The 20561-nt window shown below is 64.6% G+C and carries 32 protein-coding genes and 1 pseudogene; 2 read left to right on the forward strand and 31 right to left on the reverse strand.

The window, feature by feature from the left end; genetic code table 11:
• Nucleotides 1-35: 35 nt before the first annotated feature.
• The 27 genes and pseudogenes from rpsK to rpsJ all read right to left on the reverse strand — a co-directional run bounded on the left by rpsK (nucleotide 36) and on the right by rpsJ (nucleotide 14292).
• A complete protein-coding gene (gene rpsK, locus ACOZBP_RS04980) occupies nucleotides 36-425 on the reverse strand; it encodes a 30S ribosomal protein S11 (protein ID WP_292036867.1) in 390 nt (129 codons plus the stop codon).
• A 14-nt stretch (nucleotides 426-439) separates the two neighbouring features.
• The gene (gene rpsM / locus ACOZBP_RS04985; RefSeq protein ID WP_114816471.1) at nucleotides 440-808 is read right to left on the reverse strand and encodes a 30S ribosomal protein S13; all 369 of its coding nucleotides are present in this window, start codon (nucleotides 806-808) and stop codon (nucleotides 440-442) included.
• 109 nt (nucleotides 809-917) lie between these two features.
• Nucleotides 918-1205, reverse strand: coding sequence for a hypothetical protein (locus ACOZBP_RS04990; protein WP_422675293.1), 288 nt, complete (start codon nucleotides 1203-1205; stop codon nucleotides 918-920).
• 548 nt (nucleotides 1206-1753) lie between these two features.
• On the reverse strand, nucleotides 1754-2479 hold the full coding sequence (locus ACOZBP_RS04995) for an energy transducer TonB (RefSeq protein WP_422675294.1): 726 nt from the start codon (nucleotides 2477-2479) through the stop codon (nucleotides 1754-1756).
• A 67-nt stretch (nucleotides 2480-2546) separates the two neighbouring features.
• Nucleotides 2547-3107, reverse strand: a complete 561-nt coding sequence (locus ACOZBP_RS05000) for an adenylate kinase (RefSeq protein ID WP_422675295.1) — start codon at nucleotides 3105-3107, stop codon at nucleotides 2547-2549.
• A 25-nt stretch (nucleotides 3108-3132) separates the two neighbouring features.
• Complete coding sequence (gene secY / locus ACOZBP_RS05005; protein WP_422675296.1) at nucleotides 3133-4512, reverse strand: preprotein translocase subunit SecY; 1380 nt, start codon at nucleotides 4510-4512, stop codon at nucleotides 3133-3135.
• A gap of 279 nt (nucleotides 4513-4791) precedes the next feature.
• Nucleotides 4792-5253, reverse strand: a pseudogene (gene rplO, locus ACOZBP_RS05010) (50S ribosomal protein L15); the annotation flags it as partial.
• Nucleotides 5254-5419: 166 nt separating this feature from the next.
• Nucleotides 5420-5614, reverse strand: a complete 195-nt coding sequence (gene rpmD, locus ACOZBP_RS05015) for a 50S ribosomal protein L30 (protein WP_422675297.1) — start codon at nucleotides 5612-5614, stop codon at nucleotides 5420-5422.
• Between the two features lie 5 nt (nucleotides 5615-5619).
• Nucleotides 5620-6225 (reverse strand): 30S ribosomal protein S5, encoded by a 606-nt coding sequence (gene rpsE, locus ACOZBP_RS05020; protein ID WP_105563647.1) that lies wholly within the window; start codon nucleotides 6223-6225, stop codon nucleotides 5620-5622.
• A 13-nt stretch (nucleotides 6226-6238) separates the two neighbouring features.
• The gene (gene rplR / locus ACOZBP_RS05025; protein WP_422675298.1) at nucleotides 6239-6595 is read right to left on the reverse strand and encodes a 50S ribosomal protein L18; all 357 of its coding nucleotides are present in this window, start codon (nucleotides 6593-6595) and stop codon (nucleotides 6239-6241) included.
• A 3-nt stretch (nucleotides 6596-6598) separates the two neighbouring features.
• Nucleotides 6599-7132: a 50S ribosomal protein L6 gene (gene rplF / locus ACOZBP_RS05030; protein ID WP_422675299.1), complete on the reverse strand. Its 534-nt coding sequence runs from the start codon at nucleotides 7130-7132 to the stop codon at nucleotides 6599-6601.
• Nucleotide 7133: 1 nt separating this feature from the next.
• Nucleotides 7134-7532 carry a 30S ribosomal protein S8 gene (rpsH, locus tag ACOZBP_RS05035; RefSeq protein ID WP_105563644.1) on the reverse strand — a complete coding sequence of 133 codons (399 nt, stop codon included), beginning with the start codon at nucleotides 7530-7532 and terminating at the stop codon, nucleotides 7134-7136.
• 15 nt (nucleotides 7533-7547) lie between these two features.
• Nucleotides 7548-7853: a 30S ribosomal protein S14 gene (gene rpsN / locus ACOZBP_RS05040; protein WP_105563643.1), complete on the reverse strand. Its 306-nt coding sequence runs from the start codon at nucleotides 7851-7853 to the stop codon at nucleotides 7548-7550.
• Nucleotides 7854-7872: 19 nt separating this feature from the next.
• Nucleotides 7873-8433 carry a 50S ribosomal protein L5 gene (gene rplE, locus ACOZBP_RS05045; RefSeq protein ID WP_422675300.1) on the reverse strand — a complete coding sequence of 187 codons (561 nt, stop codon included), beginning with the start codon at nucleotides 8431-8433 and terminating at the stop codon, nucleotides 7873-7875.
• Nucleotides 8433-8741 carry a 50S ribosomal protein L24 gene (rplX, locus tag ACOZBP_RS05050; RefSeq protein ID WP_422675301.1) on the reverse strand — a complete coding sequence of 103 codons (309 nt, stop codon included), beginning with the start codon at nucleotides 8739-8741 and terminating at the stop codon, nucleotides 8433-8435. Before rplX ends, rplE begins: the two co-directional genes overlap by 1 nt.
• Nucleotide 8742: 1 nt before the next feature.
• Entirely contained in the window at nucleotides 8743-9111 is a 369-nt protein-coding gene (rplN, locus tag ACOZBP_RS05055) for a 50S ribosomal protein L14 (RefSeq protein ID WP_021698481.1), read from the reverse strand.
• A 19-nt stretch (nucleotides 9112-9130) separates the two neighbouring features.
• On the reverse strand, nucleotides 9131-9373 hold the full coding sequence (gene rpsQ / locus ACOZBP_RS05060; protein WP_105563640.1) for a 30S ribosomal protein S17: 243 nt from the start codon (nucleotides 9371-9373) through the stop codon (nucleotides 9131-9133).
• Nucleotides 9374-9383: 10 nt separating this feature from the next.
• On the reverse strand, nucleotides 9384-9581 hold the full coding sequence (gene rpmC / locus ACOZBP_RS05065; protein WP_105563639.1) for a 50S ribosomal protein L29: 198 nt from the start codon (nucleotides 9579-9581) through the stop codon (nucleotides 9384-9386).
• On the reverse strand, nucleotides 9578-10018 hold the full coding sequence (gene rplP / locus ACOZBP_RS05070; RefSeq protein ID WP_105563638.1) for a 50S ribosomal protein L16: 441 nt from the start codon (nucleotides 10016-10018) through the stop codon (nucleotides 9578-9580). The genes rpmC and rplP overlap by 4 nt, the downstream gene beginning before the upstream one ends.
• Before the next feature lie 6 nt (nucleotides 10019-10024).
• Entirely contained in the window at nucleotides 10025-10768 is a 744-nt protein-coding gene (gene rpsC, locus ACOZBP_RS05075; RefSeq protein WP_422675302.1) for a 30S ribosomal protein S3, read from the reverse strand.
• Nucleotides 10768-11148: a 50S ribosomal protein L22 gene (gene rplV / locus ACOZBP_RS05080; RefSeq protein WP_105563636.1), complete on the reverse strand. Its 381-nt coding sequence runs from the start codon at nucleotides 11146-11148 to the stop codon at nucleotides 10768-10770. The genes rpsC and rplV overlap by 1 nt, the downstream gene beginning before the upstream one ends.
• A gap of 3 nt (nucleotides 11149-11151) precedes the next feature.
• The gene (gene rpsS, locus ACOZBP_RS05085) at nucleotides 11152-11430 is read right to left on the reverse strand and encodes a 30S ribosomal protein S19 (protein WP_105563635.1); all 279 of its coding nucleotides are present in this window, start codon (nucleotides 11428-11430) and stop codon (nucleotides 11152-11154) included.
• A 2-nt stretch (nucleotides 11431-11432) separates the two neighbouring features.
• Nucleotides 11433-12269, reverse strand: a complete 837-nt coding sequence (rplB, locus tag ACOZBP_RS05090; protein ID WP_114818616.1) for a 50S ribosomal protein L2 — start codon at nucleotides 12267-12269, stop codon at nucleotides 11433-11435.
• 4 nt (nucleotides 12270-12273) lie between these two features.
• Nucleotides 12274-12579 (reverse strand): 50S ribosomal protein L23, encoded by a 306-nt coding sequence (locus ACOZBP_RS05095; RefSeq protein ID WP_105563633.1) that lies wholly within the window; start codon nucleotides 12577-12579, stop codon nucleotides 12274-12276.
• Nucleotides 12579-13217 (reverse strand): 50S ribosomal protein L4, encoded by a 639-nt coding sequence (gene rplD, locus ACOZBP_RS05100; RefSeq protein ID WP_422675303.1) that lies wholly within the window; start codon nucleotides 13215-13217, stop codon nucleotides 12579-12581. Before rplD ends, ACOZBP_RS05095 begins: the two co-directional genes overlap by 1 nt.
• On the reverse strand, nucleotides 13217-13963 hold the full coding sequence (gene rplC, locus ACOZBP_RS05105; RefSeq protein WP_422675304.1) for a 50S ribosomal protein L3: 747 nt from the start codon (nucleotides 13961-13963) through the stop codon (nucleotides 13217-13219). Before rplC ends, rplD begins: the two co-directional genes overlap by 1 nt.
• Nucleotides 13964-13986: 23 nt before the next feature.
• On the reverse strand, nucleotides 13987-14292 hold the full coding sequence (gene rpsJ / locus ACOZBP_RS05110) for a 30S ribosomal protein S10 (protein WP_105563630.1): 306 nt from the start codon (nucleotides 14290-14292) through the stop codon (nucleotides 13987-13989).
• Nucleotides 14293-14889: 597 nt separating this feature from the next.
• On the opposite strand from rpsJ, the gene ACOZBP_RS05115 reads away from it, so the two are divergent.
• Nucleotides 14890-15639 (forward strand): porin, encoded by a 750-nt coding sequence (locus ACOZBP_RS05115; RefSeq protein ID WP_422675305.1) that lies wholly within the window; start codon nucleotides 14890-14892, stop codon nucleotides 15637-15639.
• A 157-nt stretch (nucleotides 15640-15796) separates the two neighbouring features.
• On the opposite strand, the gene ACOZBP_RS05120 is transcribed toward ACOZBP_RS05115, so the two are convergent.
• The 3 genes from ACOZBP_RS05120 to ACOZBP_RS05130 form a co-directional block, all read right to left on the reverse strand.
• Nucleotides 15797-16693 (reverse strand): GIN domain-containing protein, encoded by an 897-nt coding sequence (locus tag ACOZBP_RS05120; protein ID WP_422675306.1) that lies wholly within the window; start codon nucleotides 16691-16693, stop codon nucleotides 15797-15799.
• Nucleotides 16694-16796: 103 nt separating this feature from the next.
• Nucleotides 16797-17705 carry a transcriptional regulator gene (locus tag ACOZBP_RS05125; RefSeq protein WP_422675307.1) on the reverse strand — a complete coding sequence of 303 codons (909 nt, stop codon included), beginning with the start codon at nucleotides 17703-17705 and terminating at the stop codon, nucleotides 16797-16799.
• A gap of 17 nt (nucleotides 17706-17722) precedes the next feature.
• On the reverse strand, nucleotides 17723-18871 hold the full coding sequence (locus ACOZBP_RS05130; protein ID WP_422675308.1) for a GNAT family N-acetyltransferase: 1149 nt from the start codon (nucleotides 18869-18871) through the stop codon (nucleotides 17723-17725).
• A gap of 152 nt (nucleotides 18872-19023) precedes the next feature.
• On the opposite strand from ACOZBP_RS05130, the gene ACOZBP_RS05135 reads away from it, so the two are divergent.
• Complete coding sequence (locus tag ACOZBP_RS05135; protein ID WP_422675309.1) at nucleotides 19024-19188, forward strand: hypothetical protein; 165 nt, start codon at nucleotides 19024-19026, stop codon at nucleotides 19186-19188.
• Nucleotides 19189-19304: 116 nt separating this feature from the next.
• Here the strand turns inward: ACOZBP_RS05135 and tuf are convergent, their stop codons facing one another.
• On the reverse strand, nucleotides 19305-20495 hold the full coding sequence (gene tuf, locus ACOZBP_RS05140; protein WP_422675310.1) for an elongation factor Tu: 1191 nt from the start codon (nucleotides 20493-20495) through the stop codon (nucleotides 19305-19307).
• Nucleotides 20496-20561 lie beyond the last annotated feature (66 nt).

Below are 20561 nucleotides of genomic sequence, written 5' to 3' on the forward strand. Positions count from 1 at the left end.
AGCCGGAACCGGCGGGAAAAGGGGTAGGCGGTCGCTTAGACGCGGCGGCGCTTGGGCGGACGGCAACCATTGTGCGGCATCGGAGTCACGTCGCGGATGGTCGTGATCGTCAGACCGATGGACTGCAGCGCGCGGAGCGCCGACTCACGGCCGGAACCCGGACCGGAGACGTTGACTTCCAGCGTCTTGACGCCGTGTTCCTGGGCCTTCTTGCCCGCATCTTCACCGGCCATCTGGGCGGCGTAAGGGGTCGACTTACGCGAACCCTTGAAGCCCATGTGACCAGCCGAAGACCAGGAAATCGCGTTCCCCTGGGCGTCCGTGATCGTGATCATGGTGTTGTTGAAAGAGGCGTTCACGTGAGCGACGCCCGACGTGATGTTCTTGCGCTCGCGCTTCTTTACGCGACCCGGTTCCTTGGCCATCGATCAGCCCTCTCTTACTTCTTCTTGCCGGCGATCGGCTTGGCCGGACCCTTGCGGGTACGTGCGTTGGTATGCGTGCGCTGACCACGGACCGGCAGGCCCTTGCGGTGACGCAGGCCGCGGTAGCAGGCCAGGTCCATCAGACGCTTGATGTTCATCGACGTCTCGCGGCGCAGGTCGCCTTCGACGGTGTGGTCCTTGTCGATCGTTTCACGGATCTGCAGGACCTCTGCGTCGGTCAGCTGGTTCACGCGGCGCGCCGGCTCGATGCCGACCTTCGCGGTGATTTCCTTGGCGGCGTGCGCGCCGATGCCATGGATGTACTGAAGCGCGATTTCGACGCGCTTGTTGGTCGGAATGTTGACGCCAGCGATACGGGCCACGAGAATCTCCAGATACGCTTAAACAGACGCGGAAACCGCTCCGGTCAACAGACCAGGAGCGTGTGCGCCCTTCGCGGAAGCGGCCCTTATACAGGGGATTCTGTTTGCGTCAACGGGCGCCGCCATCGCCGCCTCCCGCCGGCGCTTGCACAGGCGGAAAAGCCACGGCGATCACCTGACGATGACGCCCGCCGAAGCGGCCTATGCGGCTGGGCGCTCTATAGCGGAATTCCCCGGCCCTTTGAATCGCAGCCCGCCCTACGCCTTCGCCCGCCGGATGCTCGTCCTGCACCCTGCAGTCTTCCAGACGGTCGCGGCCCACCTGAATATAGCATTGAAGCACGGCGTAGGAACCGGGCAGCGTCGCCAGCGAGGCCGAAGAGACGTTGGCCGTCATGACCGCTCCTTTCGGACCGCTAAGGAGAACCGGCCCGGTCCCCCGACCTGCGCCTGCGCCATCCCCCTCGCCGAGACCGTCGCCTTGCCCCGTACCGTCGCCTCCACGTCCCATGCCAGGCTCGATAGTCGGCACAGCCGCGAGCCCGACCTCAAGCGTCGGAAGCGGCGCCTGAACGAGCGGCGCCGGCGCCTCCACCTTTTCAACCGGCGGATGAACCGCTCTGTGAACGCGTGAAGCCGCCGGTGGCGCGCCTCCTCCGGCCTCTTTGTCGACGGACGGGGCTGTCGGCGACAGCCGCATCATCAGGATATCAAAGGCCGGCGGCTGGAAGGTTTCCGATGGCAAGTCGCGTCGGTCGAGGGCGAAAACGGCGATAAGGGCGACATGGATCAAACCGACCCCGATGACCGCTATCAGGCGTCGCCTGTCGTCTGAGCCGTTCTGCGCCTCCACAAGCACAGGGATCCCTCCGGAAGCCATGACATAACGTCGAGATATGACTCATAATGCCTGACGGCTGCCGGACTTCAAGTCGCCCTCACACGTCAGGGCCAGATAACGACGACGGGGACTTCCTGCCCATCCACGGGCGCGCCGTCGCGTATGGGCGGCTGAAACCGGAAATGGATCGACGCCGCCAGGGCGGCTGGGCCAAACCCCATGCCGGTCGGACTTTCCTCCACCACCCGACAGTCCTCAAGACGCGTGTCGAGCCGTATCCGACAGGACAGGGTCGCCTGTCCCCCGATCCTCTGGCGAAAGGCAGCCGGCGGATGGAGGCGGCGCAGTTCGCCTATCGTCGGCCCGCGCAGCAACCGGAAGCGTCCATCGCCCGCGCCACGCCCGACACCCGAGCCAGTTCCCCCGCCCTGCCCTGCGCCCTGTCCGCCCTGGCCCGGTCCCGGCGAAGGTGACGGCGGCGACGCGACGCCGATCACCAATGGCTGCTCAGGCGCAGGTCGAGGCGGCGCTGTGAGTTCGGGCGGGGGTTGAACGGGTCTGGGCCGCGCAGGCCGCACGATCGACGGCGCCGAGGGCGCCCCTCCCCCGGCGGTCGGCGTCGGCGTGCGAGGCGGCGGCGAAACCGGCAAGGGCGGAATTGGCGACGGCCGGACAAGTTCAACCTCGACCGGCCGCGACGACGGCGTGTATTGCGTTGTGGGTCGCAGGTGACCCAGCAGAGCGAACAGCGCCAAATGCAGAAGGCCGACGCTGGTCGCCACGCCCGCCAGGGTCAACCTGCCGTTTGGCGACGACGATCTTCTGCTCATGTGCGCCCCGTTGAAGTGGATACTCGGACGCCTAACGCCCGAACACCGCTTCAGATCAGGATGCGCCTTAAGCCAGGGCGCCGTCGATGGCCGCAGCCACGGTGGCGATATCCCCCATGCCGTCAATCTCGGTCAACTTGCCCTGGGCCGCATAGTAGGGAAGCAGGGGCGCAGTCTGGCCGTTGTAGACCGTCAGACGGTCCTTGAAGGTCTCGGGATTATCGTCTGGACGCCCCTGCTCCGCGAAGCGTTTGGCGATCCGGTCGGTCAGGGCCTGATCATCGACCTTGAGACGGACGACCCGGTCGATCCGCGCGCCGCGCTTGTCCAGCATGGCGTCCAGGGCTTCGGCCTGGGCCACATTGCGCGGGAAACCGTCGAAGATGGCGCCGCCGGCGGCCTCGGCTTCCGGCAAACGGTCCTCGATCAGGGCGATGACGATGTCGTCGGTCACGAGGTCGCCGCGTGCAAGCACGTCCTGGACCTTGAGGCCGAGTTCCGAGCCCGAGGCGATCGCAGCCCGAAGCATGTCGCCGGTCGACAGCTGGATCATGCCCCGCTCTTCGACCAGGCGCTTGGCTTGCGTGCCTTTACCGGCCGCAGGCGGCCCGAACAGGATCAGATTCATCGTGCGGGCTCCCCTACCCCGAGCTTTAGCGCCGGACGGGGGCGGCGCCGCCCCGGCCGCCGCGACCACGCAGCTTCGCCTTCTTGATCAGACCTTCATACTGGTGCGCCAGCAGTTGGGACTGGATCTGGGCCACCGTATCCATCGTCACCGAAACGACGATCAGGATGGAGGTGCCGCCGAAGTAGAGGCTGTTGCCCATGCTGCTGACCAGAAACTCCGGAAGCAGGCAGACGGCGGTGATGTAGGCAGCGCCGATCACGGTCAGTCGCGTCAGGACATAGTCCAGGTACTCGGCCGTGCGCTTGCCCGGACGGATGCCCGGCAGGAAGCCGCCGTACTTGCGCAGGTTCTCGGCCGTGTCCTCGGGATTGAAGGTGATCGAGGTGTAGAAGAAGCAGAAGAAGACGATCAGGACCGCATACAGGATCATGAACAGCGGCTGGCCGTGGGTCAGCTGCGCCGTCACCATCGGCAGCCAGCTCATCCACTCGGGCAGGTTGGCGTTGGCGGTGAACGTGGCCACCGTCGTCGGCAGCATCAGCAGCGACGAGGCGAAGATGGCCGGGATGACGCCGGCGGTGTTGACCTTCAGCGGCAGGAAGGACCGTTCGCCGCCCGTCATGCGGTTGCCTTCCTGACGCTTCGGATACTGGATCAGAAGGCGGCGCTGGGCGCGCTCCATGAAGACGATGAAGACGATGGTCGCCACCGCCAGAATGGCGATGAACAGCAGGGCGAAGACCGACATCTGCCCCTGCTGGGCCAGGCCCAGCAGACGCGCCACGGTAGACGGCAGAACCGCCACGATACCGGCGAAGATGATCAGCGAGATGCCGTTCCCGACGCCACGCGCCGTCACCTGCTCACCCAGCCACATCAGGAACATGGTGCCGCCGGTCAGGGTCGTGACCGTCGAGATGATGAAGAAGATGCCGGGCTGATCGATCAGACCGGCCTGGGCGTTAAGGCCCGCAGCGATGCCGAAGGACTGGGCCAGGGCCAGGAAGACCGTCAGATAGCGGGTATACTGGTTCAGCTGCTTGCGGCCGCTTTCGCCGCCTTCCTTCTTCAGCTTCTCCCAGGGCGGGTAAACCGCGCCCATCAGCTGCACGATGATCGAGGCCGAGATGTACGGCATCACGTTCAGCGCGAAGACGGCCATACGCTCGACCGCGCCGCCCGAGAACATGTTGAACATGTCCAGGATGCCGCGCTGGCCGTCCGGGTTCTGGAAGAAGGCCAGGAAGGCCTCGGAATTGATGCCCGGAATCGGAACATAGGTGCCGATCCGATAGACCAGCAGCGCGCCCAGCGTGAACAGCAGGCGTTTGTGCAGCTCGGTCGCTTTCGCGAACGAGCCCATGTTCATATTGGCGGCGAGTTGTTCAGCGGCCGAAGCCATTAGGCGGTCCCCACGACTATGCCCGTCGTCAGATAGGCGGAAAGCGGCCGTCTTGCGAGGGCCGCTTTCATGAATTTCGTCATCCCGGTGCGGACAATCCCGGCGAACGCCGCATCAGCAACGCTCGCACGGGATGACGATATCGATTTAGGCCTTGGCAGCGGCGCGCTTGGCGCGGGCCGAGACCTTGTTGGCGTCGCCCAGCGGCGTCTTGGCAGGCGGCACCTTGCCCTTGGCCAGGTTGCGCTTCTCGACGCGCGCAGCGGCCTTGGCTTCAGCGGCGATGCGCTGTTGCTCGACCGAACCGCCGGCGGCTTCAATGGCCTTGATGGCGCCGGCCGAGGCCGACCACACGACCAGGTTAAGCTTGGCCTTGATGTCGCCGGTGCCCAGAACGCGGACGCCGTCCTTGACGCGACGGATCACGCCGGCGGCCACCAGGGCGGCGCCGTTGATCTCAGCCTTGGCGTCCAGCTTGCCGGCGTCGATGGCGTCTTGCAGGCGCCACAGGTTCACTTCCGCCAGCTTCAGAGCGTTGGCGTTGTTGAAGCCGCGCTTGGGCATACGCATGTAGAGCGGCATTTGACCGCCTTCGAAGCCGCCGATGGCGACGCCCGAACGCGACTTCTGACCCTTGACACCGCGACCGGCGGTCTTGCCCTTGCCCGAACCCGGGCCGCGGCCGACGCGCATGCGCTTCTTGTGGGCGCCTTCGTTGTCGCGAATTTCGTTCAGTTTCATGTGCCTGATCCTTTCGGGTGCTAGCGCCAGATCGATCGCAAGGATCACACCTGACTCGGCGTTGGATAAATTGAAGGGCCGCTTCTAGGCGGCCCGACGCAGCATCGCAAGATGCTTCTTAAAAAGTGAAACGCCCTCCCCCGCGGACGGGGAAGGGCGCATCAGCTTATTTTTCGACCACTTCCAGCATGTGGGCGACCTTGGCGATCATCCCACGAACCGAAGGGGTGTCTTCCAGCGTCGACTCACGGCCGATGCGGTTCAGACCCAGACCCGCCAGGGTGGCGCGCTGATCAGCCTTGCGGCGGATCGGGCTGGCCGTTTGGCGAACCGTGACGGTGGCTTTTTCGTTCTTCGCCATGTCTATCAGCCCTCGACTGCTTCAGGCGCCGAAGCGCCGTCGTTGCGGCGGCCCATCAGGTCGGCGACCTTCTTGCCACGCTTTGCAGCAACCTGACGCGGCGACGATTGAACCTTCAGAGCTTCGAAGGTCGCGCGGATCATGTTGTAGGGGTTCGACGAGCCGGTCGACTTGCCCACGACGTCCTGGACGCCGAGGGTTTCGAGGACTGCACGCATCGGACCGCCGGCGATGACGCCGGTCCCGGGAGGGGCGGCGCGCATCATGATCTTGCCTGCGCCCCAACGGCCGTTGCCGTCGTGGTGCAGCGTGCGGTTCTCACGAAGAGGCACGCGGATCATGGTCTTCTTGGCTTCTTCAGTCGCCTTGCGGATGGCTTCCGGCACTTCACGCGCCTTGCCATGACCGAAGCCGACCCGGCCCTTGCCGTCGCCCACAACCATCAGGGCTGCGAACGAAAAACGACGTCCGCCCTTAACGGTGGCGGCGACGCGGTTGATGTGCACCAGCTTCTCGACGATGTCCGAATCCGGACCGTCGACAGCGGGAGCGTTACGGTCGCGGCGGTCGCGGTTCTGACCACCTTGTCCGCGTTGGGGTTCACGAGCCATGCTTCTCGATCCCTTAGAAGTTCAGGCCGGCTTCACGCGCGGCCTCCGCCAGCGCCTTGACGCGGCCGTGATAGATGTAGCCGCCGCGGTCGAAGACGACGTCAGTGACGCCCTTCTCCTTGGCGCGCTCGGCGATCAGCTTGCCGATCGCAGCAGCAGCGGCGACGTTCGAGCCCTTGGAACCCTTGCCGCCTTCCAGCGACGAGGCGGCGGCCACCGTGACGCCCTGAGCGTCGTCGATGATCTGAACCGAGATGTTCTTGTCCGAACGGAAGACCGACAGACGCAGGCGGCCGTTGGAGACAGCCTTGAGGCGACGACGGTTGCGTTCGGCGCGGCGCTTGGCTTGTTGTTGCAGAGAAAGAGCCATGACTTACTTCTTCTTGCCTTCCTTGCGCCGGACCTTTTCGCCCGAATAACGCACGCCCTTGCCCTTGTAGGGCTCCGGCGGACGCAGCTTGCGGATCACGGCGGCGATCTGACCGACGGCCTGCTTGTCAGCACCCTGGATCTTGATCTCGGTCTGCTTCGGCACGACGAAGGTGACGCCGGCCGGCGGCGCGATGTCGACTTCATGCGAGAAGCCGAGTTGCAGCGACAGGGCCTGGCCCTTCAGGGCGGCGCGGTAACCCACGCCGACCAGTTCCAGGGTCTTCTCGAAGCCCTCGGTGACGCCGACGACCATGTTGTCGACCAGGGTGCGCGACAGACCCCACATGGCGCGACCGCGCTGGGTGTCGGTGCGAAGGGCCAGAGACAGACCCTCTTCGCCCTGGGTGACTTCGATTTCTTCGGCCACGGTCCAGGAGCGCTCGCCCTTGGGACCCTTGACCGAGACGGTCTGGCCGTCGAGCGTGACAGTCACGCCCTTCGGCACAGCGATGGTTTTCTTGCCAATACGGGACATATCAGTAGACCCTGCAGAGGACTTCGCCGCCGACGTTAGCGTCGCGGGCGTTGGCGTCGGACATGACGCCTTTCGAAGTCGAGAGGATCGAGATGCCGAGGCCGTTCTTGATCGGCTTCAGGTCGCCGATGGCCGAATAGACGCGACGGCCGGGCTTCGACACGCGGGCGATCTCAGCGATCACCGGCTGGCCGTCGAAGTACTTCAGCTCGATCTCGAACTGCGGGAACTCGCCGGGATTTTGAACCAGCGAATAGCCGCGGATGTAACCTTCGTCCTGCAGCACGTCGAGGACGCGCTGGCGCAGACGGGAGGCGGGGGTCAGCACCTTGGAACGCTTGCGAGTCGCCGCGTTCTTGATGCGAGCGATCATGTCGCTCAGGGGATCGTTGATCATCATGTCTGTTCGCTCCCCTTACCAGCTCGACTTCGTCAGGCCGGGGATTTGCCCCAGATTGCCGAGTTCACGCATGGCGATCCGGCTCATCTTCAGCTTGCGGTAGAAGGCCCGCGGACGGCCGGTCACTTCGCAGCGGTTGCGAATGCGCGACGGTGCGGAGTTGCGCGGCAGCTCAGCCAGCTTCAGGCGGGCGTCAAAGCGCTCCTCCAGCGGCAGGCTTTCGTCGTTGGCGGTCGCCTTGAGGGCGGCCCGCTTCGCGGCATACTTCGCAACCAAAGCCTTGACGGCTTCGTTACGGTTTACGGCGCTTTTCTTAGCCATTGTTCTCTTCCCTTCCCGCTCAGTTCTTCACGAACGGGAACTTGAACTCGGTGAGGAGAGCCTTGGCTTCCGCATCGGTCTTGGCCGTGGTGCAGACGACAACGTCCATGCCCCACATCTGGTCGATCTGGTCGTAGTTGATCTCCGGGAACACGATGTGCTCCTTCAGACCCGTGGCGTAGTTGCCGCGACCGTCGAACGAAGTACCCTTCAGGCCGCGGAAATCCTTCACGCGCGGCAGCGCGATCGTGATGAACCGGTCCAGGAACTCATACATCTGGGCGCCGCGCAGCGTAACCTTGCCGCCGATGACCATGCCTTCACGCAGCTTGAAGCCGGCGATGGAGTTACGAGCCTTGGTGGCGACGGCCTTCTGGCCGGCGATGGCCGTCAGATCCTTGAGGGCCGCATTGGCCTTCTTGGAGTCAGCGACAGCTTCACCGATACCCATGTTCAAGACGATCTTGTCCAGCTTGGGGATCTGCATCTCGTTCGTATAACCGAACTGTTCCTTCAGGGCGGCGCGGATGCGCTCCTGATATTCGATCTTGAGACGCGGGGTGTACTTGGTGTCAGCCATTAGATGACGTCTCCCGTGGTCTTGGCGAAGCGAACCTTGGCGTCGCCTTCAACCCGGAAGCCCACGCGGGTCGCCTTGCCGTTGGCGTCGGCGATCGCGACGTTCGACAGGTGAAGCGAGGCTTCCTTGTGCTTGATGCCGCCCTGCGGGTCAGCCTGGGTCGGGCGCGTGTGGCGCTGAACCATGTTGACGCCCTGCACGACGACGCGGTTTTCGGTCGGGAGAACGCGGAGCACCTGGCCGGTGCGGCCCTTGTCCTTGCCGGCCAGGACGACAACGTTGTCGCCCTTCTTGATCTTGGCGGCCATGTTACAGGACCTCCGGAGCCAGCGAGATGATCTTCATGTGGTTCTTGGCGCGCAGTTCGCGGGGAACCGGGCCAAAGATCCGCGTGCCGACCGGCTCGTTCTGCTTGTTGACGATGACGGCGGCCGACTTGTCAAAACGAATGACCGAGCCGTCCTTGCGCTGGATGTCCTTGGCGGTGCGCACGACGATGGCGCGAACAACGTCGCCCTTCTTCACGCGGCCGCGAGGAATAGCTTCCTTCACCGAGGCGACAATAGTGTCACCCACCGAGGCGTAGCGGCGCTTGGAGCCGCCCAACACCTTGATGCACATGACCCGGCGGGCGCCCGAATTATCGGCGACCTCCAGGTTAGTTTGCATCTGGATCATAGGATCCGATCCTTCTCTATTACGAAGCCGAGGCGGGGGAAACGACTTCCCAACGCTTCAGCTTGGACTTGGGGGCGCACTCGACGATGCGTGCGACGTCGCCGACTTTGAGGGCGTTGCCCTCATCGTGAGCGTGGTACTTCTTGGACAGACGGACGATCTTCTTCAGGACCGGGTGCAGCAGAGTGCGCTCGACCTTCACAACGACCGTCTTGTCGCCCTTGTCGGACACGACCACGCCTTCAAGAATACGTTTGGGCATAGGTGTTTCCTTAAACCGCAGCGCGCTTCTCACGCAGAAGCGTGGAGATGCGAGCGATATCTTTGCGGACTTCACCAACGCGGTGAGTCTTTTCCATCTGACCGGTGGCGGCCTGGAAGCGCAGGTTGAACTGTTCCTTCTTGAGCTTCAGCAGCTCGTCGGCCAGTTGGTCGGGGGTTTGGCCCCGGAGATCGGCGATCTTGGTCATGCCGCTTCCTCAAGGTGAGCGATGCCGGCGTCAAGGCGAGTGACCACCTTGGTGCGGACCGGCAGCTTGGCAGCGCCGAGGCGCAGCGCTTCGCGAGCCACATCGTCCGGCACGCCGTCGATTTCGAACAGGATACGGCCCGGGTGGCAACGCGCGGCCCAATGGTCCACGGCGCCCTTGCCCTTACCCATCCGGACTTCAGCCGGCTTGCCCGTGACGGGCAGATCCGGGAAGACCCGGATCCAGACGCGGCCCTGGCGCTTCATCTGACGCGTGATCGCGCGGCGAGCCGCTTCGATCTGGCGAGCAGTAATACGCTCGGGTTCCACCGTCTTCAGGCCGTAGGAGCCGAAGTTCAGCGAGAAACCACCCTTGGCCGAGCCATGGATGCGGCCTTTGAAGGCCTTGCGGTACTTGGTCTTTTTAGGTTGCAACATGACCTATCAGCCCTCACGACCACGGCGCGGACCGCGGTCACCGCGGGGGCCGCCACGGCCTTCGTTGGACGACGGACCCGAGGCTTCCAGGGCCCAGCGCTTGTCTTGAGCCATGGGATCGTGCTCGAGCACTTCACCCTTGAAGACCCAGACCTTCACGCCAATGATGCCGTAGGTCGTCTTGGCTTCATAGAAGCCATAGTCGATGTCGGCGCGCAGGGTGTGCAGCGGCACGCGACCTTCGCGGTACCACTCCATACGAGCGATTTCAGCACCGCCCAGACGACCCGAGACGTTGATCCGGACGCCCTTGGCGCCCAGACGCATGGCCGACTGCATCGAACGCTTCATGGCGCGACGGAAGGCGATCCGGCGCTCCAGTTGCTGCGCGATGTTTTCAGCGATCAGCTGTGCATCGACTTCGGGCTTGCGGACTTCGACGATGTTCAGGTGAACTTCGCCTTCAGTGCGGGCCGCGATGTCCTTGCGGAGCTTCTCGATGTCAGCGCCCTTCTTGCCGATCACGACGCCCGGACGGGCGGCGTAGATCGTCACGCGGCACTTCTTGTGCGGACGCTCGATGATGATGCGCGAGACGCCGGCTGCGAGCAGACGCTCCTTCAGCCACGTGCGCAGCTTCAGGTCCTGGTGCAGCAGGCGGGCGTAGTCGGCGCCGCCGGCGAACCAGCGGCTGTCCCACGTACGGGTGATGCCGAGCCGCAGCCCGACCGGATTGATTTTCTGACCCATCAGGCGGCCTCGCCGGCTTCACGGACCACGATCGTGATCTCGCTGAACGGTTTCAGGATGCGCGACGAGCGACCACGAGCGCGGCTCGCGAAGCGCTTCATCACCAGGTTCTTGCCCACGAACGCTTCAGCGACAACCAGGTTGTCGATGTCGAGGTTGTGGTTGTTCTCGGCGTTGGAAACGGCCGAATACAGGACCTTGCGAACGTCGGTGGCGATGCGCTTGCGGCTGAACTCAAGCTCGTTCAGCGCCTTCTGAACCGGCAGACCGCGGATCGAAGCGGCGACCAGGTTCAGCTTTTGAGGGCTGATGCGAACGTTGACCAGCTTGGCGCGAGCCTCGGTGGCGCCGACGCGGCGGGGGTTGTTGGACTTGGCCATCAGTTACTTCCTTTTGGCCTTCTTGTCCGCCGCGTGACCCGGGAACGACCGGGTCGGGGCGAACTCGCCAAACTTCATGCCGACCATGTCTTCGTTGACCATCACCGGCACGTGCTTTTGGCCGTTGTGGACGCCGAAGGTCAGGCCGACAAACTGCGGCAGGATGGTGGAACGACGCGACCAGGTCTTGATCACATCCTTGCGGCCCGACGTTTGAACGGCGTCGGCCTTCTTGAGCAGATACCCGTCGACAAACGGGCCTTTCCAGGAGGAGCGGGCCATTCTTAGCGAGCCTTCTTAACGTGGCGGGTACGGATGATGTACTTGTCCGTAGCCTTGTTCTTGCGGGTGCGGGTGCCCTTGGTGTCCTTGCCCCACGGCGTAACCGGGGTACGACCACCAGAGGTCCGGCCTTCACCACCACCATGCGGGTGGTCGATCGGGTTCATGGCGACGCCGCGAACGTGCGGACGCCAGCCCATGTGACGAACGCGACCGGCCTTGCCGAGGTTCTGGTTCATGTGGTCGGGGTTCGAAACCGCACCCACCGTGGCCATGCAGCCGTCCAGAACCATGCGCAGTTCGCCAGAGCCGAGGCGGATCTGGGCGTAACCCTGATCGCGGCCGACCAGCTGGGCGTAGGCGCCGGCCGAACGGGCCAGCTGAGCGCCCTTGCCCGGCTTCATTTCGATGTTGTGGATGATCGTACCCACCGGCATCGAACGGAGCGGCATGGCGTTGCCCGGCTTCACGTCGGTCTTTTCGCCCGAGATCACCGTGTCGCCGGCCTTAAGGCGTTGCGGCGCGATGATGTAGGTCTTCTCGCCGTCGGCGTAGGTCACCAGAGCGATAAAGGCCGTGCGGTTCGGGTCATATTCCAGACGCTCGACCGTACCGATGGCGTCGAACTTGCGACGCTTGAAGTCGATCTTGCGGTACAGGGTCTTGGCGCCGCCGCCGCGGAAGCGGACAGCGATGCGACCACCTGCGCCACGACCGCCGGACTTCGTCAGGCCTTCGGTCAGCGACTTCTCGGGACGGCCCTTGTGGAGCTCGGACCGGTCGACCAGCACCAGGGCGCGGCGGCCCGGCGACGTCGGATTGTAATGCTTCAGAGCCATCTGATTAGAGCCCCGTCGTCACGTCGATCGACTGACCATCGGCCAGCGTCACGATTGCTTTTTTGATGTCCACGCGACGGCCCAGGATGCCCCGGAAGCGCTTGGTCTTGCCCTTTTGAACCAGGGTGTTGACCTTGAGGACGTTGACTTTGAACAGGCTTTCGACCGCAGCAGCGATCTCGTCCTTGGTCGCCGTGCCGGCGACGCGGAACACAACCTTGTTCTGCTCCGACAGGATCGTGGCTTTTTCCGTGATGATCGGAGCCAGGATGGTGTCGTAGTGTTTGGCGGTGGGTTGAGCGGCGGCCATTATGCGGCTTCCTTCTCAGCGAAGCGCGCCTCGATCGCCTCAACGGCGGCCTTGGTCAGCACCAGTTTGTCGGCCCGAAGGATGTCATAGACGTTCAGGCCGGCGTTCGGCAGCACGTCGATGTTCGGGATGTTGCGAGCGGCCAGGCCGAAGTTGGTTTCGACTTCCGGACCCGCGATGATCAGAGCCTTGGTCCAGCCGAGCTTGCCAAAGGTCTCGCGCAGCGAGGCCGTCTTGGCTTCCTTGACCGAAACGCTGTCGACCACGATCAGATCGCCGGCCTTGACCTTCGAGCTGAGAGCGTGACGCAGAGCCAGGGCGCGGACCTTCTTCGGCAGCGAATAGCCGTGGTCACGGACAACCGGACCAAAGGCGCGCGAACCGCCGACGAACTGCGGGGCACGGCGCGAACCGTGACGAGCGCCGCCGGTGCCCTTTTGCTTGTACATCTTCTTGCCCGTACGAGAATTCTCGTTGCGGGTTTGAACCTTGTGGGTGCCGGCGCGGCGCTTGGCCAGCTGCCAGTTGACGTAACGAGCGAGCAGGTCGCCGCGGATGTCGGAGATGCCGAAGACGGCTTCCGACAGTTCCACGTCGCCGGCAGCCTTGCCGTCGAGCTTGATGACAGAGAGTTTCATTACGCTTCACCGCCTTCGGTCGCTTCAACGGCCGGCGCTTCAGCCGGGGTCGAGGCGGGTTGAGCAGCCTTGGTCGACTTGACGGCGCCCGGGAAGGGAGCGTCAGCCGGGCGAGCCTTCTTGATGGCGTCGCGAACCTTGACGTAGCTGCCGTCGTGACCCGGGACAGCGCCCTTGATCAGGATCAGGCCACGCTCGGCGTCCACGCGGACGACGGTCAGGTTCTGCTGGGTGACGACTTCCTGACCGTAATGGCCAGCCATCTTCTTGCCCTTGAAGGTCTTGCCCGGATCTTGACGTTGGCCGGTCGAACCGTGCGAACGGTGAGACACCGACACGCCGTGCGAGGCGCGAAGACCGCCGAAGTTCCAGCGCTTCATGGCGCCGGCGAAGCCCTTACCGATGGTCTCGCCCTGGATGTCGACCTTTTGACCCACCAGGAAGTGTTCGGCCGACAGTTCGGCGCCCACGTCCAGCAGACCTTCCGCGTCAACGCGGAATTCGGTCACATAATGTTTAGGTTCAACCTCGGCCTTGGCGAAAACTTCGCGCTGAGCCTTGTTGGTGTTTTTTGCCTTCTTGGTGCCGGCACCCAGTTGCAGGGCGACGTAGCCGTCCCGCTCTTGAGTGCGCTGACCCACGACCTGACAGCCATCAAGCTGCAGAACCGTGACCGGGATGTGCGCGCCGTCTTCAGCGAAGACGCGCGTCATACCCAGTTTCTTGGCGATCACGCCCGTACGCATGTCGGATCCCGCCTCTTTCTTTCTTAAATCTTGATCTCGACGTCCACGCCAGCGGACAGGTCGAGCTTCATGAGCGCGTCCACGGTCTGCGGGGTGGGGTCGATGATGTCGAGCACGCGTTTGTGCGTGCGGATTTCAAACTGCTCGCGCGACTTCTTATCGACGTGCGGCGAGCGGTTCACGGTGAACTTTTCGATCAGGGTCGGCAGCGGGATCGGACCACGAACGGTCGCCCCGGTGCGCTTGGCGGTATTGACGATTTCGCGCGTCGAAAAGTCGAGGACGCGATGATCGAAGGCCTTGAGCCTGATGCGGATGCTTTGATCCATATCGGTTGTTATTCCCAAGCGGTCGGAACCGCGTCCCTGTGAACCATTTCAAAGACCGAAGCCTCGGGCAGAGCCCCAAGGAACGCAAATCCGCAAAAACGATTGGCCCACGCAGAAACCCGCGAAGGCCATTGAAGTCCCAAGAATGCTGCAAAGAACAGTAACTTAGGTCGTCCCTGCGAACCGCGTCTGCACCCGAAAGTGCACAGCCGGTCCAACAAGAAGGGGGCTTATGCCCTTCGATTCCTTTTTCGTCAAGCGCTGAAACCGCCGCGCAGCAAGGGTTTGAGACTCGCGCTGGCCTGCGGCGGATCAATCGATCGGACGCCCTCTATATAGCGCCCCTCCGCGCCGCTCGCGCCCTGCCGCTTAACGTCTGGGGCGAAAGCTTGACCACATGACAGCGCCGTTAAGGGTCCGCCGCAATCCCGCACCGCCGAGTGACGCAAACATGCCGCAATGCGTCACACTTCGGCAACATCGGCCCTAAACCGCTGAAACATGACAAGTTCGTTACAGCAAAGCGTCCAAGCGGGGCCTATCTGGCCGTTCCCGCCGCGATGCGAATCCGGCGGCACGACAAAAAGGATAATCATAATGAAAACCGTCTTCCTCGCCTCGGTCGCCGCCGCGACCCTGATCGCCGCTCCCGCCTTCGCTCAAGACGCTGTCGGCTCGGCCGGCATCGGCTACGTCCACACCGACGCCGAAGGCTTCAAGACCGACGGCGCCCAGCTGGACGGCGTCGGCGCCTTCCAGGTCGCTCCGGAATGGACCGTCACCGTCAACGGCGCCGTCAACTACGCTGACAGCGACTTCGGCGACGACACCACGGCCGCCGCCGCCGCCCACCTGACCAAGACCATCGGCTCGGACCTGCGCCTCGGCGGCTTCGTCGGCGTCACGGACCTCGGCGGCGACGAGACCTTCTCGGTCGGCGCAGAAGTCCAGAAGTACCTGGCCTCCGCGACCCTGACGGGCCTGGTGTCCTACACCGATCTGGACGGCGCTGACGCCTGGACCTTCGGCGGCGACGCCGCCTACTACGTCAACCCGTCGTTCCGCCTGAACGCTGGCGTCTCGTACACCAACGTCGACGCCGACCTGGCCGAAGCCGACGTCTGGGCCTACGGCGCCGGCGCCGAGTACCAGTTCGCCAACAGCCCGTTCAGCGTCAGCGGCACGTACCAGCGCGTCTCGACCGACTTCGCCAACGTCGATGTCGACGCTGACGTCTTCATGGTCGGCGCTCGCTACAACTTCGGCGGCACCCTGCAGTCGCTGGACCGCGCCGGCGCCAACCTGGGCCGCACCCTGGCCGGCCTGCCGGGCCTCGCCGGCTTCTAAGCCGCGAAAGCCTCGACCCCAGGGTCAGGACGAAAAGCCCCGGCGGAGCAATCCGCCGGGGCTTTTTACTGGTCGCTGCTTGGTTGAGACCCGGACGTGAAGAAGGCCCGGGGGGTTCCACGCTCCCGGGCCTTCTCTCTGGGCTGGGTGTCTCGGATCAGCGTCCGATGCGCACCTCGCCCGAACCCACGATCGAGCGCGACACCGGGCCGGTGACCTCGGCCACGCGCACATCGCCCGAGCCGGCGATCGAGGCCTCCAAGGCGTTCGCCGTCCCGTCGAAACGGACGTTGCCCGAGCCGGCGATCGCCACCTCCAGCGTTGAGGCGCGGCCGCCCCGGATCGTGACGTCGCCCGAACCGCCGATGGACACCTCGGCGGGGCCGTTCACACCCGCCACCACGATATTGCCCGAGCCGCCGACATTGGCTTCCAGATCACCGGTCGCCCCCGCCAGGATCGAGCCCGAGCCGCCGACCGAGGCTTCCAGCGAGCGCGACGTGCCCGCGCGGACCGTGCCGGAGCCGCCGACCCCGATCTCCAGACGCCCGTCGACATTGGCGACGGTCCAGTTCCCGCAACCGCCGGCGCCCAGGTCCACCGTCCGCGCGCCCCGGCCGATCGAGCCATAGACGCCGCTGCCCGAGCTGACATCCACCGCACGCGGCGTGCGAAGCACCACCAGCGGCGCGTCCTCCAGACGGATGCGTCCCTTGTCGGCCAGTTCGACCGTGGCGCCCTCGCCCGGCTGGCGCGCGTCGGCTCGCCCGTTGTTGCAGTTGCGGATGCTGTCATTGTTGAATTGCAGGACGCTGCGGCGACGGCCCAGGCCGCCGTCAATGCGAACCTTGTCGCCCCGACGCTCGACCGTCAGTGGCGGCAGATCGGCCGATCCCTGCGTGATCTCGACGGCGATGTCCGTGCGGTCCTCGGGAATGACGATCACGCGCGCCACAGCGTTACGTATCTCGGCGTCCTGTGCGGCCGCAGGTTGGGCGGCGGCGAATGCGGCCAGGACGGCGGCGGAGGCTGCGGCGTATACGGCGATCTTCATGGCGATGTCCCTCTCCAGATGTGAGGTGAAAATGGTCCGCCGCAGCGCTCAAGTCATTTTAAATCGAGGTCATGAAGTCGTTGTAAGAAATGGATTTCGGATCTCAGCGGCTCAGGCTTCCGGCGCCGTCCGCCACGCCCACCTCGGGTTCGAAGTCGCGCTCGAAATGCGCGATCCGGCTTTTCAGCGCGCCCATGCGGCGCAGCGCCAGCGAGGCGACCCATCGCGCCGCCAGTTCCCCCTGCCCCATCCGGTCGGTAAGGCGGGGCGACCCGCCCCGGCTGCGCATGACGGCGTTGGTATAGAGCGCGCCGTTGCGCCAGCGCGACGGCCAGGTCTGGAAGTCCATCGACAGGGAGACGCAGAAGCGATCCAGATTCTCGACCCGGTGCGGCGCATAAAGGGGCCAGGTCAACGCCTGGCCGGGCTCCAGATCCATGATCCGCGCGTCCTCCTCGAAGGCGCGCGTATAGGGCAGTTCCTCGGTCGTCTGCCGGGCCACCACCTGCTCCATGTTGCGCTCTGGCAGATGAGCCTCGTCGCCAGGGTAGATGAAGATCCGCTTGCGCCCGCGCAGGTGGAACAGCACCACCCCCGCCGCATCGAAATGATAGGGCACCCGCGCCTTGGGCGAGGACAGGATCAACTGGCCCGCGTTCTTGATCGCCTTCAGTCCCGGATAGGTCGCCTGGATCTTTCGATACTCGGCCATGGCCGCAGCCCACAGTTCAGGCCAGCCCGTTTCCACCCCGCGCAGGTTGACCCACAGCCGGCCTTGCTGGATCGCCTCCAGCAGTTGCCCTCCGTCCAGTCGCCCGCGCGCGCCGGTCCGCAGCGACACCTGCCCCTCGTCGTCGTAGTCGTACAGATTGATGTCGAAGAGGTCGGCCGGATAGCGATCCAGAATCCCGGCCAGAACGGCGTCTTCGGCGAACCCCTGGGAGATGAGGCTGTGCGGATGAAACGCCGCCTCGGCGATGGGGCCCGGGTAGCGGGTGCCGCGCTCAGACATGATGGTCCTCGTCTTCATTATGCAGATGCCGTCAGTCCCATCGCCTTGGAGACGGCCACGCGGGCGGCCAGCGCCACCCCCTTGAACCGGTCCACGCCATTGGTTTCACAGGCCTCGATCACGTTCCAGCGTCGGCGCAGGCTGTTGCGCAAAGCCTCCGCCCGCTCCGGCCCGGCCAGGCTCAGCACGGACGCAGTCATCTCGCCCAGGGCGCTCGGCAGTCCGGGTTTCAGGATCGCAGCCTCCGTCACAGGCTGGATCGTGTCACAGAAGTAGCGCTTGTAGGCCTCGCCGCCGAAACCGTAGTCGAAATCGCGGTAGCCGCGCTCGGCCCCCAGACGAATGGTCTCCATGCTCAGCATGATGCCCGGCGAACAGCGCGCCAGTGCGGGGACATAGGCCGGGAACCAGAAATGAAACCGTCGGCCGGCGTGTAGCGAATACTCCATGGCCGCTATACGCCCGCCCGCCCGCAGCACCGCGATCGAGGCGCCGAAATCGTCATGTTCCGCCGCCATCAGGGCGTGCAGCAGGTCGCGAGTCCAGCCGCAGGCGAAGACGTCGTGTCGCGTGGTTCGCCGGTACTGCTCGCGTTTCAGAGCGATCAACTCGTCCAGCAGGGCGCCGTCGCGCACGCCGATCTGGACCTCGACCGAGCCGAACTCGGCGGCCATGCTGCGCCGCGCCCGCTCCTTGTCCTTGAAATACTTGCCGAAGGCCTGACGCCGCGCCGCATACCAGGCCTGGTAGCCGCCGTCCTCGGGAATGGCGGTGCGGAAACTCTCGCCCCGGATGCCCCCGGACGCCGGTCCAACCCATCCATTGACGCTGAACCGCGTGCCGCCCAGCAGTCGGGCGACCTCCGCCAGCGTCGGCACAGCGCCCTTCGGACCAATCACGCCGTGATAGTCGTTCATGGGAGCGGCGATCGGCTGGATCGCCCCGCCGCGCCTCTGATGCGGAAAATAGCCAACCGTTTCGCCATCGCGGCGGAAGACCGCCAGGGCGGCGCCGGGGCTCACCCCTCCCGCGATCTGGGCGAACTCGACACGAAAATAGGGGCTGGCCAGATCGGGATCAGCCGCGCTCCAGGCGTTCCACTGAACGCGCTCGTCAGCCGTCAGGCTGTCAAGTTTGCGGATTTCAACCGATAACGCGCCGGACATGGCTTCCCCCTTGCGCGAAACGACGAGCAACCGCCACTCCGCCTTACCACTCTGGATCAGCCGCGTTTCAACACGGTTTAGAGTGTTGGTGAACGAGATATGGGAGCGGCGCTCGCCGCCGGGCGTTGTTCTGCCTCACAAGGAAACACGCCATGCCCGATCCCCGCCCCGACAGTCGCGAAATCGAGAACGAGAACCAGAAGCCTGACCGCCCCGGGCAACCGCCGCGCCCTGCAACCGAACCCGACGGCGCCGCGGGTTCCAGCAATTCAGGCCAGACGGAAACCGACCCGGCCACCGGAAAGCCCAATCCCTGAAAGCAGAAGCGGCCCCCTGGACTGCTCCGGGGGGCCGCTCTGTTACTCGATACTGCGGCCGCTGGTGAGAGAGGCCGTTACGCTACTGTTCGGGCCCTGGGGCCCGGATCGATCGATTACTCGACGATCTTGGCCACCACGCCGGCGCCGACGGTGCGGCCGCCTTCACGGATGGCGAAGCGCAGGCCCTGATCCATGGCGATCGGGGTGATCAGTTCGACGGTCAGCTCGGCGTTGTCGCCGGGCATGATCATCTCGACGCCTTCCTTCAGGTGCACGATGCCGGTCACGTCGGTCGTGCGGAAGTAGAACTGCGGACGGTAGTTGGTGAAGAACGGCGTGTGGCGGCCGCCTTCTTCCTTGGTCAGGATGTAGGCTTCAGCCAGGAACTTGGTGTGCGGGGTGATCGAACCCGGCTTGCACAGCACCTGACCGCGCTCGACGTCTTCACGCTTGGTGCCGCGCAGCAGCACGCCCACGTTGTCGCCGGCCTGACCCTGGTCCAGCAGCTTGCGGAACATTTCGACGCCCGTGCAGGTCGTCTTCTGGACCGGACGGATGCCGACGATCTCGACTTCTTCACCGACCTTGACGATCCCCTTCTCGACGCGACCCGTGACCACGGTGCCGCGGCCCGAGATCGAGAAGACGTCTTCGAGCGGCATCAGGAAGGGCATGTCGACCGGACGTTCCGGCTGCGGGATGTAGGCGTCGACGGTTTCCATCAGCTTCAGCACTTGCTGCTCGCCGATTTCCGGGTTCACGCCGTCGGTCGCGGCCTTGGCCGAACCCATGGTCACCGGGATGTCGTCGCCCGGGAACTGGTAGGACGAAAGCAGCTCGCGCACTTCCATCTCGACCAGCTCCAGCAGCTCCTTGTCGTCGACCAGGTCGACCTTGTTCATGAACACGACCAGGGCCGGCACGCCGACCTGACGGGCCAGCAGGATGTGCTCGCGCGTCTGCGGCATCGGGCCGTCGGCGGCCGACACCACCAGGATGGCGCCGTCCATCTGGGCGGCGCCCGTGATCATGTTCTTCACGTAGTCGGCGTGGCCCGGGCAGTCGACGTGCGCGTAGTGACGGTTGGCCGTCTCATACTCGACGTGAGCCGTGTTGATCGTGATGCCGCGGGCTTTTTCTTCCGGGGCGGCGTCGATGTCGGCGTAGTTCATCGCCTTCGCGCCGCCGGCCTTCGCCAGCGTCATCGTGATCGCCGCCGTCAACGTCGTCTTGCCGTGGTCAACGTGACCAATCGTGCCGATGTTGCAGTGCGGCTTGGTGCGTTCGAACTTTTCCTTGGCCATCTTCTAGCTCCTGGGTCCCCGAACCGGGGGTCCTATTGGTTTGGGGATGAGGCGGGCGGTCTGCGC

Source organism: Brevundimonas sp. NPDC058933 (assembly GCF_049315965.1).
Classification (GTDB): Bacteria; Pseudomonadota; Alphaproteobacteria; order Caulobacterales; family Caulobacteraceae; genus Brevundimonas.